The sequence below is a fragment of the Mesorhizobium vachelliae genome (genome assembly GCF_033977325.1).
In the GTDB taxonomy this organism is placed as follows: domain Bacteria; phylum Pseudomonadota; class Alphaproteobacteria; order Rhizobiales; family Rhizobiaceae; genus Mesorhizobium; species Mesorhizobium vachelliae.
Genome location: NZ_JAVIIR010000001.1, coordinates 363,860 through 377,395 on the forward strand (window position 1 = coordinate 363,860; position 13,536 = coordinate 377,395).

Here is a 13,536-nt window from a genome sequence, read left to right on the forward strand (position 1 = left end):
TGCAACGTCCCTTCCTCCCGGATCGACAGAGGCCGGAAGTGCGCCGCAGGCACTTCCGGCCTTCCCTTTGGGAGTTGCCACGTAAATCCTCGCAACGCTTTGCTTTTGCCGGCTGGCCGTCTATCACCATGCCGACGCCTCGCCCGTCCGGGCAAAGAACAAGCAACGACACCGAATGACGGATCTTTTCCATCTGACCGAGGACAATCCCGCGCCGCAGAATGCCGCGGGCGGCTTCTTCACCACACGTGACGGCAAGAAGATCCGCTACGGCGTTTTCGCCGCCGTCGCCCGTCCGCTCCAGGGCACCGTGGTTCTACTGACCGGTCGCAACGAATGCATCGAGAAATATTTCGAGACCATCCGCGACCTCGCCGATCGCGGCTTCGGCGTCGCGATCCTCGACTGGCGCGGCCAGGGCGATTCCAGCCGCCTGCTGAAAAACCGCCAGCGCGGCTATATCCGCAGCTTCCGCGACTATACGCGCGACCTCGAGCAATTCTTCGAGGAAATCGTGCTGCCCGACTGCCGCGGCCCCTATTACATCCTCGCCCACTCGACCGGGGCCGTGATCGCGCTGCTGGCCTCGCCGTCGATGGTCAACCGGGTGCGGCGCATGGTGCTGCTGGCTCCTTTTCTTGAGGTGCCGGACCTGCCGGTCTCGATCGCCACGGTGCGACGCGTCTGCGCGATCTTCTGCGCTCTGGGTCTCGGGCGGCTCTACGCCGCGCTCGGCCCGCGGCCGAAAGTGCCTCTGCCTTTCGAGATGAACAAGGTGACTTCCGATCAGCAGCGCTACCAGCGCAATGTCGGCATCTACGAAGCCTGGCCGCAGCTGGCGCTCGGCGGCCCGACGATCCGCTGGCTGAGGGCGGCAGCCGCTGCCGCGGATGCCGTCAGCGATCCCGATTTCATGGCAAGGGTCAGGGTGCCGATGCTGATCGTCGCCGCCGGGGCCGACCGGGTGGTCTCGACCAAGGCGGTGGAAGCCTATGCCAGGAAACTGCGCGTCGGCTCGCTGTTGATGATCGACGGCGCCCAGCACGAGATCCTGCAGGAGAAGGATATCTATCGCGAGCAGCTGCTCGCCGCTTTCGACGCCTTCATTCCCGGCACGGGCGACGCGCCCTGAGCGCGCGGCCGCTCAACCGCGCAGCGCCGCCATCGCCGCCGCATGCAGTTCCGGCGTGGCGGCCGCCAGTATGTCGCCCCCCTTCTCGGCCGGTCCGCCTTCGAACGTGGTGATGACGCCGCCGGCCTTCTCGATAATCGGGATCAGCGCCACGATGTCGTAGGGTTTCAGGCCCGGATCGGTGACGATGTCGACGCTGCCGGCCGCCAGCATGGCGAAGGCGTAGCAGTCGGTGCCGTAGCGGGCGAGTTGGACCTTTGTCTCGAACTGGTCGTAGCGCTTGCGCGCATCGCCCTTGAACAGGGCCGGCGTGGTCGTGAACAGCGTCGCTTGCGCGAGCTCGGTCGTCTTGCGGGTCGCGAGCCTGCGCGGGCCGCCCGGTCCTTCATAGTGCGATCCGGAAGCGTTGGCGTAGAACAGCTCGCCGGTGAAGGGTTGCGACATCATGCCGGCGACTGCATCGCCATCGACGGTCAGCCCGACCAGCGTCCCCCAGACCGGGATGCCGGAAATGTAGGCGCGGGTGCCGTCGATCGGGTCGATCACCCAGACATGCCGGCTGGTGAGGTTCTGGCTGCCATGCTCTTCGCCGAGGATGCCGTGCTCGGGATATTCGGAAGAGATCAGTGCCCGGATCGCGCGCTCGGCCTCGCGATCGGCCTCCGTGACCGGGTCGAAGCTTCCCGCCTCCTTGTTGGCGACCGCCCCTTGGCTGCGGAAGCGCGGCAAGGTTTCCGCGGCGGCGGCATGCGCGATGCGCCGCATGAAATCGGTGCTGATATCCAAGTCGCTCTCCCCATCGCGGCTCTTGCCAGCCGCTCTTTCTCGCGGAACAAGCGCGCTGAAGACCGGTCAGGCGCCCGCTTTCTGTTGCCCTAATGCCACATCTGAACTGCCGAAGCGGAATTTCCACATCATATTGAATTAAAAAACCGTGCTGTCGATTGACATTTGTGCGTCGCACAATAATTTTGTCATCGGACAGGTTTTCCTGTCCATGCCCTCCTTGGGCGTTTCCTCCCTAGACTTCGACCGTGTCGTGAAAACGATGCGGTCTTTTTTTCGAGCAATTCCAGGAAGCGATTTTCCGTTCGGAATTGCGTTTATCAAGAACTCGGCGCGCCGACCGCGCCGTCATTCCGCCGCGAGCGGCAAATCGACGAAATGATGGTCGGGCATCGACATCAGGTCGGCCGAGAAGCGGGTCAGGTCGCAGGCTAAAGTGTCGAAGCCGGCCGATTTCTGGAACGTCCGCTCGTCCATGTAAAGCCCGCGATTGACCTCGATCTGAAGCGCATGCAGATGCCGCGCCGGCCTGCCATAGTGCTCGGTGATGAAGCCTCCGGCATAGGGCTTGTTGTGCGCGACCGTGTAGCCCATGCCGACAAGCAGGCTGATCGCCATCTCCGTGAGCGCCGGCGAGGCCGAGATGCCGAACCGGTCGCCGACGATGAAATCGGGCCGCACGCCATTGTCGCCGACGCGGATCGAGGCCGGCATCGAATGGCAGTCGATCAGCACGGCATAGCCGAACCTCGCATGCGTCCGGGTCAGGAGCCGCTTCAGCGTCTCGTGATAAGGTTTGTAGACCGCTTCGATGCGTCCCACCGCCTCCGCCAAAGGCAACCGTCCAGGATAGATGTCGAGCCCCTCGCCGACCAGTTTCGGCACCGTGCCCAACCCGCCGGCGACGCGCGCCGAGCGGATGTTGCAGAAGGACGGCACCGGCTCCGCGAACATGCGCGGATCGAGTTCCCAGGGCTCGCGGTTGACGTCGAGATAAGCGCGCGGAAAGTTCGCCGCCAAGAGCGGCGCGCCGAGCGGCACGGCGCCGCCGAAAAGCTCCTCGACATAGCAGTCCTCCGACCGGCGGATGGCGTTGCGGTCGAGCCGCGCCATGGCCAGGAACCGCTCCGGATAGTGGCGGCCGCTATGCGGTGAGTTGAACAGGAAAGGGACGCGCTGCTCGGCGCCCGATCGGATTTCGAAGGGTGGAACGACCGAAAAATCCTCGGCTGCCGTCTTCAATTTGTACGAACCAGGAAACAGCACTGCATCATGAGGCAAAACTTGCCACCTTGCGTCCGGCATGTCCAGCATTTCAGGCGGTGAAACCGCGCTTCGAACCGGATGTTGGATGCCCTTCATTCACTTGATGTTTACCGCCTCCACCTCATATACAGGATGGTTAACGGCTTTGCCCGGCTGCAGGCTTGGGGCGGGTGATTCGGACGGGATATGATGGCACGCATTCTGCTGGCGGAAGACGACGACGATATGCGCCGCTTCCTCGTCAAGGCGCTGGAACGCGCCGGCTACCAGGTAAGCGATTTCGACAACGGCGCCAGCGCCTATGAGCGGCTGCGCGAGGAACCCTTCTCGCTGCTTTTGACCGACATCGTCATGCCGGAGATGGATGGCATCGAGCTCGCCCGCCGCGCCACCGAGATCGACCCGGACCTCAAGGTGATGTTCATCACCGGCTTCGCCGCGGTCGCGCTCAATCCCGATTCCAAGGCGCCCAAGGACGCCAAGGTGCTGTCGAAGCCCTTCCACCTGCGCGATCTCGTCAACGAGGTCGAGAAGATGCTGCAGGCGGCGTAAGCCGTTTTGCGGCCTGCATCGGGGCTCGCATCGGCGAGCACTTCGCCAATGCGACAAACGGAAGCCGTCTTTCCACATTCCCGCTATTGACGTGCCGGATCAAAAGTGGTGTATGCGCGGCGTCGGATGGGCGTGTAGCTCAGCGGGAGAGCACTGCATTGACATTGCAGGGGTCACAAGTTCAATCCTTGTCACGCCCACCATCCTTCCAATAGCTTAGCTAAAGCATGTCTCCCGAAAGTGGGAACCGGTTTCGGGATAAGGACATGCGTAAAATCAAAAGCCTAAAGCGCATGGAGCGAACCTGAAAGATCGCGACGCGCTTTAGATTTCGGCCGCGTTCTTTTGAAAATCGACTTGGTGATGGCCATGCACCTTGTCGAGCGTCTTGGCCGACATGCCGAGCGCGCAGGCCGCTTCCCAGATATCGATCCCAGCCACGTTGCCCGAGTGTGTCTCAGGACGTGCGCCTGACACGCAGATGAAGGGCTGTCCGAGTTGGTGAAGCGGTTCGGGCCGGATCAACCCTGCCTTCATTGGAATGTGCTGAAGATCATCTACTGTCACGAGTGCCGTGCCGCCGGCCGAGATGGCCGGAACCTTCAGTTCACCAACCATGCGCTGACGCCGGAGCAGCGGAAGGGCTGGGCGCCTTTTCCGTAGCTTAGCGTTCCTTACGGTGCGATGGCGCCGTTAAGAGTGCTGGCAATCGACACAAACTGGGCATTTAGCGCGCCGCCCAGTGAGGTCGCCCCAACCATGATTCCCAAGGCGATAAGCGCTGCAATCAAACCATACTCGATGGCCGTTGCGCCGGAATCGTCACGAAGAAAACTGGCTACCAACTGCATTTTTCACAAACCCCGATTGCTGATCACGCAAGTATCGCGGATTGCTAATTTAGATATGGTAAAGGGACGTTCCTGGATTTTATCCATTAGGGGGCGTGACCAGAACCATACGCGGCGTAACGATCACCATTCCTGTTGCTGGCCGGGCTCTTGCCATGGCCCTTGTCAATAAAGGGCCGCCACAAGGCTCGGCCCACGCATACTGTGCGAGGTTACTTGAAAGCGTCGGCCGCTGCCGTCCGACGGAGAACTCCGGCGGCACCGCTACCCGAGATCCCCTTCGAACATCACGAGCACGCGATTCGACGCCTTGAGCGCGAAGCGCATGGCTTCCCCATAGGCGGGGTCGGCATAGCAGGCCTTGGCGATCTCCAGCGACGGAAACTCCACCAGGACCATGCGCTTGGCATCGCGCGCCTCGACGAGCAGAGGCGGCTGTTTCGTCGTGTTGGTCCGTGCCTGGTATTTTTCGCCGATGGGTTTCCAGAGGCGGCTATATTCGGCCTGCGCCTCCTGGTCCGAAATCTCGGTTCCGACGATGAGCCAGTATCCCTTCACGCCGAAGCGCTCCTTGATGATTGCCGGCCTACACCATGAACTCGCCGCCGTTGATGTGCAACAAATGTCCAGTGACGAACTTGCCCATGTCCGATGCGAGATAGAGGCAGGCATTGGCGACGTCCTCGGCCGTCCCCAACGTCCTTAGCGGCACCGTCGCTTTCACATGCTCGTAGGTTTCCGCGAGAGTGGGATACCACGCCGCGTTCCGGTTCGTGTCGAGCCATCCGGGGGCAATGCTGTTGGCGGTCACCCCGTCCGGGCCGCATTCCAGCGCCACGGCCTTCGCCAGCCCATGCATGCCGTGCTTAGCGGCGACGACATGCGCCCTGTTTGCCAGCGGGAAAAGAGCGTCCGTTCCCGCCATGTAAAGCAGGCGCCCGTACTTCCCTCTACGCATGTGGGGAAGCACAGCCTGCGTCAGGATGAAAGCCGATCCAAGGTTGGTGTTGATCACTTTCCGCCAGTCCTGAAGGGTGATTTCATCGATCCGCTGGTGCGGTCTTATCCCCACACAGGATACCGCGATGTCGATGCCGCCCAGTTCCGCGGCGGCCTTCTCGACCAAGGCATTCATGGCGGCCTCGTCGGTGCCATCGCAGATAGATGCCATCGCCTCGACGCCGAAGGACCGCGCCTCGTCCGCGACCGCCTCGATCTTGGCCGCGTCGCTGCCCCCGGTTATGACGATATGCGATCCGGCTCGAGCGAACGCCAACGCAGTCGCTTTGCCGATGTTCTGGCCGGCCGCGGTGACGACCGCTACCCGCCCTTTCAAACCTGGAACGTCCATGTGCTCACCTATGGGTCGCGAGGGCGCGGAGCGCGTCCCGTCCCAACCTTGTAGATTGAGAAACCAAGCAGGGGCTCTGCCAGGAAGCAAGCCGCCATAGGTCTAAAGCATGTCTCCCGAAAGTGGGAACCGGTTTCGGGGCAAAGACATGCGCAAAATCAAAAGCCTAAAGCGCAAGGAGCGAATCTGAGAGATCGCGACGCGCTTTAGCTTAGACGCCCGCCATCGCCAGCAGGGTCTTCATCCTGGCGATGGCAAGATCGGGGTCGGCCAGCAGACCGGCCTGGTCGGAGAGGCGGAAGACGTCCGCATAGTGACATATGCCGCGCGCCGACTGCATGCCGCCGACCATGGTGAAATGGTCCTGATGCCCGTTCAGCCAAGCCATGAAGACGATGCCGGCCTTGTAGTACTCGGTCGGCGCCTCGAAGATCTTGCGCGACAGCGGCACGGTTGGCGCCATCAGCGCGTCGTAACCGGCCTTGTCGCCCTCCGCCAGCTTGGCCAGCGCGGCGTTGGCCACCGGCGCGATGGCATCGAAGATGCCGAGCAGCGCGTGCGAATGCCTCCTGCCGTCGCCGGCGATCAGCTCCGGATAATTGAAATCGTCGCCGGTGAACATCATCACCCCGTCGGGCAGCCGGTCGCGCAGCAGCACTTCCTTCTCCGCGTCGAGCAGCGATATCTTGATGCCCTCGACCTTGCCTGCATGTCGCTCGATGATGGCGACGACCGTGTCGAGCGCGGCATCGAAATCGCTGCTGCCCCAATAACCCTTGAGCGCCGGATCGAACATGTCGCCCAGCCAGTGCAGGATCACCTTGCCTGATGCCTGCGAGAGCATCCGGTCATAGACGCGGGTATAATCGTCCGGCCCCTTTGCCACCGCCGCCAGCGCGCGGCTTGCCATCATGATGGCCTTGCCGCCTTCGCCTTCGATGAAGGCGAATTGTTCTTCATAAGCGCGAATGACATCGTCGAGCGTCTTGGCCGCCGCCGGCGCCAGATGGTCGGTCCCCGCCCCCGAAGCAAGGTCGGCGCCCGGCACCGTCTTGGCCGCCGCGATCGAGCGGCGGATCAGTTCCTTGGCGCTTGCCCAGTCGAAACCCATGCCGCGCTGAGACGTGTCCATGGCCTCGGCGATGCGGAAGCCGAGCCGCCACAGATGATGGCGGAAGGCCATGGTCCTTTCCCAGTCGACCGCCGGCCGCGACCACGGATTGGTCATGGCGATGGGGTCGGCAACGACATGGGCGGCGGCATAGGCGATGCGCGAAAAACGCGCGCCGCTATTCGGCTCGACCGGTTTGCCGACGAGCCGGTAGCTGACCCGGTCGCCGTTTGCAGCAGGCAAGGTGATGTCCATGGAACTCTCCCGTTGCGGTCGCTATAAATGGAACGTTCCAATAAATCAAGAACCTTTACGATTCATGGCATCCGGACCGCCAGAGCATAGAGACTCCGTACAAAATCCTTGCATTGGTGGAGGTTTGAACCGCTTCAATCAATTCTTCAAATCTCGCAGGAATCATGATTGACTCTGATTTGGATCGATGATTAGAACGTTCCAATAAATTTGCACAAAAAACGGAGGACACGACGAGGATGGCCAGCCGGGCCAAGGCGACGATCCTGGACATCGCCCGCGAGGCCGGCGTGTCCAAATCGACGGTATCGCTCGTGCTGCAGGGCAGCGGGCTGATCCGGCCTGAAACCGCGACCAGGGTGCGCAAGGCGATCGAGGATGTCGGCTATGTCTACAACCGCGGCGCCGCCAATCTGCGCAAGGCCCACTCCAACGTCATCGGCATGGTGATCAACGATCTCACCAATCCCTTCTTCGCCGAGCTTGCGGTCGGCATGGAGCGCGTCTTCCAGGCGGCGGGTGTCGTCCCCTTCATCGCCAACACGGCCGAAAATCCCGTGCGACAGGAAGAGGTGCTGAAGTCGCTGATGGAACAGGGCGTCGCCGGCCTGATCGTCTCCCCGGCGCGCGGTACCACACCGGGCGCCTTCCGCCGCATCGAGGCGGCCGGCGTGCCGATCGTCTTTACCATGCGCCGGCTGCCTGAAAGCCGCATCCCGGTGATCGCGCCGGACAATCATCGCGGCGCGGTACTTGCCACCGAGCATCTGATCCGCAAGGGCCATCGCCGCTTGGCATTCTTCGGCGGTTCATCCGACCTCGTCGTCTATCACGAACGCCTGGGCGGCTTTCTCGAAGCCTGCGAAACGCACGGCATTCCGGCCTCCGACCGGCTGATCGTCGAAGGCGAGACCAGCCGCAAGGGCGGCATGGCCTGCCTGGAGACGGCGCTGGCCGGAGCGCAGCCGCCAACGGCGGCGCTTTGCTTCAACGACGCGGTCGCCTTCGGGGCCATGCTGGCATTGCGCAAGCGCGGGCTCGAGGCGGGGGCGGACTTTGCCGTCGTCGGCTTCGATGATGTCGCCGAGGCCGAACACTACAGCCCGGCGCTGACCAGCGTTGCCGTCGACACCGCGGGACTCGGCGAGCGGGCCGCCCACGTCATGCTGAAGATGATCCAGTCGCGCACCACACGCGCCGAGGACCATATCGGCGCCGTCAGCCTCGTCGTGCGGGAAAGCAGCGGCCCGGACCGCAACAACGAAGTGGGAGACGCGGCATGAGCGTGCGATGGGGATTGATCGGCGCCAGCACGATCGCCAGACAGTTCATGATCAACGCCATTCGCGCCCAGGACGATGGCGAGGTCGTTGCCGTGATGAGCTCCGGCGCGGAACGGGCCAAGGCTTACGCAGGGGAAAACGGCATTGCACGTGCCGTCTCGTCCCTCGACGCGCTGCTCAGCTCGGACATCGACGCCGTCTACATCTCGACCACAAACGAATTGCACCTCGAGCAGGGGCTTGCCGCGATCAAGGCCGGCAAGCATGTGCTGTGCGAGAAGCCGCTGGCGCTGACCAGCGCTGACGCCCGCAAGCTGGTTGCCGGCGCGAAGAAGGCCGGCATCGTCTTCGGCACCAACCATCATCTGCGCAATGCCGGCGCCCACCGCGCTATGCGCGAGGCGATTGCCGCCGGCCGCATCGGCAAGCCGATCGCCGCCCGCGTCTTCCACTCAGTTTTCCTGCCGGAAAACCTGCAGGGCTGGCGTATCACGAAGCCCGAGGCCGGCGGCGGCGTGGTGCTCGACATCACCGTGCATGACGCCGACACGCTGCGCTTCGTGCTCGGCGACGATCCGGTCGAGATTTCGGCCTTCACGCAGTCGGCCGGCATGGCCGGCGGCGGGCTGGAGGACGGGGCCATGTGCATCTGGCGCTTCAAGTCCGGCGTCATTGCCCAGTCACACGAGGGCTTCACGACGAAATTCGTCGGCACCGGTTTCGAGGTGCACGGATCGGATGGCTCGCTGATCGCCACCAATGTGATGACGCAGAAGCCGGTCGGCTCGGTGCTGCTGCGCACGGCTGGCGGCGAGGAAGAACTGACTTTCGACCGCGAGGACCTCTACACCCGCTCGCTGCGCCAGTTCCATGCCGCGATCCGCGGCGAAGGCCAACCCTCAGCCACCGGCGAGGACGGCATCTGGTCGCTGGCATCCGCCGAAGCAGCACTTCAATCGGCGAAGACCGGCAAGGCCGTGAACATCGATCCGCAACTCGGGAGCCTCGCGTGAGCAAGCTCGTCTCGGCGGCCCATGCCGCCAGCCTGATCAGGGACGGCATGGTCGTCTCGGTGTCGTCGTCGAGCGGCCTCGGCTGCCCGGACGCAGTGCTGGCCGCGATCGGCGAGCGCTTCGACGCGGAAGGCCATCCGAAGAATATCACCACGCTGCACCCGATCGCCGCCGGCGACATGTACGGCATCAAAGGCATCGACCATCTCGCCAAGCCCGGCCTGCTCAAGCGCACGCTTTGCGGCTCCTATCCGTCCGGCCCCTCCGCCGCCGAGCCGCCACAGATCTGGAAGATGATCGGCGACAATTCGGTCGCCGCCTACAACGTGCCCTCCGGAATCCTGTTCGACATGCATCGCGAGGCCGCCGCCAAGCGTCCGGGCGTGCTGACCAAGGTCGGCCTCGATACTTTCGCGGACCCACGCCACCAGGGCTGCGCGATGAACGCGGCGGCCAGCGAGCCGATCGTTTCGGTGCAGCAGTTCGACGGCGAGGAATGGCTCTATTTCCGCGCCATCGTCCCCAACATCTCGATCATCCGCGCCACCACGGCGGACGAGCGCGGCAACCTCACCTATGAGCACGAAGGCGCCTATCTCGGTGGCCTGGAGCAGGCGCTGGCCGCCCGCAACAATGGCGGCATCGTCATTGCGCAGGTCAAGCGCGTCGTCGAGAACGGCACGCTGAAGCCGCACGATGTGCGGGTGCCCGGCGTGCTGATCGACCATATCGTCGTGGCGCCCGACCAGTTGCAGACGACCCAGACGCCTTACGATCCGGCGATCTCGGGCGAGATCTTCCGGCCGCTCTCGACCTTCCGCACGCCGGAGATGAACATCCAGAAGGTCATCGCGCGTCGCGTCGCCATGGAATTGCGCGACGGCATGGCCGTCAACATCGGTTTCGGCATCTCCGCCAACGTGCCGCGCATTCTTCTCGAGGAAGGCCAACACGGCAAGGTCACCTGGGTGATCGAGCAGGGCGCGGTCGGCGGCGTGCCGCTGCTCGACTTCAAGTTCGGCTGCGCCTCGAACGCCGAAGCGATCATGCCCTCGCCGCACCAGTTCATCTATTTCCAGGCCGGCGGCTTCGACGCCTCGCTGCTTTCCTTCCTGCAGATCGACCGCCACGGCTCTGTCAACGTCTCCAAGCTTTCGGCGCGGCCGCATGTCACCGCCGGCGCCGGCGGCTTCGTCGACATCACGTCGCGGGCGAGGAAGATCGTCTTTTCCGGCTTCTTCAACGCCGGCGCCAAGCTTTCCCTGGCCAATGGCAGCATCCGCATCGACCAGGAAGGCAAGGTCAAGAAGGTCGTCGAGGAGGTCGAGCACATCTCCTTCTCGGGAAAACGCGCCGTCGCGCAGGGACAGGACATCACCTATGTCACCGAGCGCTGCGTGATGAAGTTGACGCCGGACGGGCTTATGGTCACCGAACTGGCCCCCGGCATCGACCTCGAACGCGACGTGCTGGCGCAGGCGGAGATTCCGCTTGGCGTCGCCAATGACCTCAAGGTCACACCCGCCGCGCTCTACCAGGACCGGCCGATCGGCCTGTCGCTCAATGGCGGCGCCTCGCTCGGAGGCGCGCATGGCTGAGCGTCTCGTCACCTTCGAGCAGGAAGGCGCCATCGGCGTCGTCACATTGCGCCGTCCGGACAAATTCAACGCGCTCGACATCCCGATGCTGCGTGCGCTCGAAGCCACGCTCGACGAAGCGGAACTGGCCGAGGGCGTTCGCGTGGTGCTGGTCCGCGGCGAAGGCAAGGGCTTTTGCGCCGGCGGCGACGTCGAGGCCTGGGGCGCGATGAGCGCCGCCGACTTCCAGGTGCAATGGGTCCGCTACGGTCACCGCGTCTTCGACCGGCTGGCGCGGCTTCGTCAGCCGACCATCGCGGTGCTTTCGGGCCATGCGCTGGGCGGCGGATTGGAACTGGCCGCGGCTTGCGACTTCCGCGTCGCCGAGACGCAGGTGAAGCTCGGTTTCCCCGAAACCTCGATCGGCGTCGTGCCCGGCTGGTCCGGCAGCCAGCGCGCCGTGCGCCGCTTCGGTGCACAGATCGTGCGCCGGATGGCGATCGGCGGCGAGATTTTCCTAGCGACCGAGGCGCTCGCGCACGGCGTCGTCGATCGGCTCGTCGAAACAGGAAAGGCGTTCGACGAAGCGAGAGCCTGGGGCAAAAAAATCGCCGAGCGCGGCCCGCTGGCGACCGAAGCCGCCAAGCTGATGATCGGCGTTGCCGAGGGCGAGGAGGACGCCGCCGCGACCGAGGCGCTGGCAAGCGGCTTCATTGCGCTCACCGCCGACCTCAAAGCCGGTGTCGGCGCCTTCAAGGCCAAGCAGAAGCCGGCCTTTTCGAGATCCTAGAGACGAGACAATGAACGCACCGCTCAACATCTCCCTGCCGGTCGAGGCGTCCCAGGCGCCGAAGACCTATAAGCTCTTGATCGACGGCAGGCACGTCGAAGCCCGTGATGGCCGCAGCATCGAACGCGCCAGCCCCGGCCACGGCTTCATCGTGTCACGCTATGCGCAAGCGGGCGCGGCGGACGTCGAGGCGGCGGTACAGGCCGCGCACAAGGCTTTCGAGACCGGCCCATGGCCGCGCATGAAGGCGTCGGAACGCGCGGCGGTGCTGCTCAAGGCCGCCGACCTGATCGAGACCCGGCTGGAAGAGATCGCCCGCCTCGACGCGCTGGAATCCGGCAAGCCGATCGCCCAGGCGCGCGGCGAGATCGGCGGCGCGATCGATATCTGGCGCTATGCCGCTTCGCTTGCCCGCACGCTGCATGGCGAAAGCTACGCCAATCTGGGCGACGATATGCTGGGCGTGGTGCTGCGCGAGCCGATCGGCGTCGTCTCGATCATCACGCCGTGGAACTTCCCCTTCCTGATTGTCAGCCAGAAGCTGCCTTTCGCGCTCGCCGCCGGTTGCACGGCGGTGGTGAAGCCCAGCGAGATGACGTCGGCCTCGACCTTCGTGCTCGGCGACATCCTGCTCGAAGCCGGGCTGCCGGCCGGCGTCGTCAACATACTGGCCGGCTTCGGCGTCGATGTCGGCGCGCCGATGGTCAGCCATCCGCTGGTCGAGATGGTCTCCTTCACCGGCTCGACTCGCGTCGGCAAGATGACCATGGCGGCCGCTTCGAATTCGCTGAAGAAGGTCTCGATGGAGCTCGGCGGCAAGAACGGCCAGATCGTCTTCCCGGACGCCGACCTGGAGGCGGCCGCGGATGCCGCGGTGTTCGGCGGCTTCTTCAACGCCGGCGAATGCTGCAATGCCGGCAGCCGGCTGATCGTGCATGAAGCCATCGCCGACGACTTCCTCAACGCGGTCAATGCGCTGTCCCGGAAGGTCCGCGTCGGCGATCCGCTCGACGACCGCACCAAGGTCGGCGCGATGATCTCGGCCGATCATATGGAAAAGGTAGCCGGCTATGTAACGGCGGCGAAAGCCGATGGCGGCAACGTTTTTGCCGGCGGCGCCCGGCTTGCCTCCAACGCCGGACAATATCTCGATCCGACCATCATCCGTAACGTTACAGAGGATATGGCGATCGCGCGCGAGGAAGTGTTCGGGCCGGTGCTGTCCGTGCTCACTTTTGAAACGATTGAAAAGGCATTGCACATTGCCAACAACACGCCCTATGGTCTGTCTGCAGGGGTATGGAGCGCCGGCGTCGACACATGCATGTCGGTGGCGCGCGGTGTGCGTTCGGGGACGGTTTGGGTGAATACGTTCATGGAAGGTTATCCCGAACTGCCCTTCGGCGGCTACAAGCAGTCCGGCCTGGGACGCGAACTCGGCAAACGCGCCGTCGAGGACTATACCGAGGAAAAGACTATCCAGTTTCATCGCGGCCAGCGCACCGGTTGGTGGGTCGGCTGAGTTGGGAGACCCCGGCGGACACCCGCCGGTTATGTGTATGCAACAAG

Annotated in this window: 14 protein-coding genes and 1 tRNA gene; 8 read left to right on the top strand and 7 right to left on the bottom strand. The window is 63.9% G+C overall.

Going from position 1 to position 13,536, the window contains the following annotated elements; genetic code table 11:
• Positions 1–175 precede the first annotated feature (175 nt).
• The gene (locus RFM41_RS01790; RefSeq protein ID WP_320245813.1) at positions 176–1,132 is read left to right on the top strand and encodes an alpha/beta fold hydrolase; all 957 of its coding nucleotides are present in this window, start codon (positions 176–178) and stop codon (positions 1,130–1,132) included.
• A gap of 12 nt (positions 1,133–1,144) precedes the next feature.
• Here the strand turns inward: RFM41_RS01790 and hisN are convergent, their stop codons facing one another.
• Together hisN and RFM41_RS01800 are read right to left on the bottom strand one after the other, a co-directional pair.
• Positions 1,145–1,918, bottom strand: coding sequence for a histidinol-phosphatase (gene hisN / locus RFM41_RS01795; protein WP_320245814.1), 774 nt, complete (start codon positions 1,916–1,918; stop codon positions 1,145–1,147).
• A gap of 348 nt (positions 1,919–2,266) precedes the next feature.
• Positions 2,267–3,223 carry an N-formylglutamate amidohydrolase gene (locus RFM41_RS01800; protein ID WP_320245815.1) on the bottom strand — a complete coding sequence of 319 codons (957 nt, stop codon included), beginning with the start codon at positions 3,221–3,223 and terminating at the stop codon, positions 2,267–2,269.
• A 150-nt stretch (positions 3,224–3,373) separates the two neighbouring features.
• Between RFM41_RS01800 and cpdR the strand changes: the two genes are divergently transcribed.
• Both cpdR and RFM41_RS01810 read left to right on the top strand, forming a co-directional pair.
• Complete coding sequence (gene cpdR, locus RFM41_RS01805) at positions 3,374–3,736, top strand: cell cycle two-component system response regulator CpdR (RefSeq protein WP_006199474.1); 363 nt, start codon at positions 3,374–3,376, stop codon at positions 3,734–3,736.
• A 128-nt stretch (positions 3,737–3,864) separates the two neighbouring features.
• Positions 3,865–3,939 (top strand) — tRNA-Val (locus RFM41_RS01810).
• A gap of 121 nt (positions 3,940–4,060) precedes the next feature.
• Here RFM41_RS01810 and RFM41_RS01815 read toward each other — a convergent pair.
• From RFM41_RS01815 to RFM41_RS01835, 5 genes are all read right to left on the bottom strand, one after another.
• Entirely contained in the window at positions 4,061–4,354 is a 294-nt protein-coding gene (locus tag RFM41_RS01815; protein ID WP_320245816.1) for a hypothetical protein, read from the bottom strand.
• Positions 4,355–4,410: 56 nt separating this feature from the next.
• Positions 4,411–4,587: a Flp family type IVb pilin gene (locus RFM41_RS01820; RefSeq protein WP_320245817.1), complete on the bottom strand. Its 177-nt coding sequence runs from the start codon at positions 4,585–4,587 to the stop codon at positions 4,411–4,413.
• 264 nt (positions 4,588–4,851) lie between these two features.
• Positions 4,852–5,145 carry a DUF1330 domain-containing protein gene (locus RFM41_RS01825; RefSeq protein ID WP_320245818.1) on the bottom strand — a complete coding sequence of 98 codons (294 nt, stop codon included), beginning with the start codon at positions 5,143–5,145 and terminating at the stop codon, positions 4,852–4,854.
• 28 nt (positions 5,146–5,173) lie between these two features.
• Complete coding sequence (locus RFM41_RS01830; protein WP_320245819.1) at positions 5,174–5,938, bottom strand: SDR family NAD(P)-dependent oxidoreductase; 765 nt, start codon at positions 5,936–5,938, stop codon at positions 5,174–5,176.
• Positions 5,939–6,149: 211 nt separating this feature from the next.
• Positions 6,150–7,304 (bottom strand): dihydrodipicolinate synthase family protein, encoded by a 1,155-nt coding sequence (locus RFM41_RS01835; protein ID WP_320245820.1) that lies wholly within the window; start codon positions 7,302–7,304, stop codon positions 6,150–6,152.
• A gap of 239 nt (positions 7,305–7,543) precedes the next feature.
• Between RFM41_RS01835 and RFM41_RS01840 the strand changes: the two genes are divergently transcribed.
• Genes RFM41_RS01840 through RFM41_RS01860 form a run of 5 tightly spaced genes read left to right on the top strand, consistent with a single transcriptional unit; the run spans position 7,544 to position 13,489 of the window.
• Complete coding sequence (locus RFM41_RS01840; protein WP_320245821.1) at positions 7,544–8,587, top strand: LacI family DNA-binding transcriptional regulator; 1,044 nt, start codon at positions 7,544–7,546, stop codon at positions 8,585–8,587.
• Complete coding sequence (locus RFM41_RS01845) at positions 8,584–9,600, top strand: Gfo/Idh/MocA family protein (RefSeq protein WP_320245822.1); 1,017 nt, start codon at positions 8,584–8,586, stop codon at positions 9,598–9,600. The genes RFM41_RS01840 and RFM41_RS01845 overlap by 4 nt, the downstream gene beginning before the upstream one ends.
• On the top strand, positions 9,597–11,198 hold the full coding sequence (locus tag RFM41_RS01850) for an acyl CoA:acetate/3-ketoacid CoA transferase (RefSeq protein ID WP_320245823.1): 1,602 nt from the start codon (positions 9,597–9,599) through the stop codon (positions 11,196–11,198). The genes RFM41_RS01845 and RFM41_RS01850 overlap by 4 nt, the downstream gene beginning before the upstream one ends.
• Positions 11,191–11,967, top strand: coding sequence for an enoyl-CoA hydratase/isomerase family protein (locus RFM41_RS01855; RefSeq protein WP_320245824.1), 777 nt, complete (start codon positions 11,191–11,193; stop codon positions 11,965–11,967). The genes RFM41_RS01850 and RFM41_RS01855 overlap by 8 nt, the downstream gene beginning before the upstream one ends.
• Before the next feature lie 10 nt (positions 11,968–11,977).
• Positions 11,978–13,489: an aldehyde dehydrogenase family protein gene (locus RFM41_RS01860; protein ID WP_320245825.1), complete on the top strand. Its 1,512-nt coding sequence runs from the start codon at positions 11,978–11,980 to the stop codon at positions 13,487–13,489.
• The last annotated feature ends 47 nt before the right edge of the window (positions 13,490–13,536 follow it).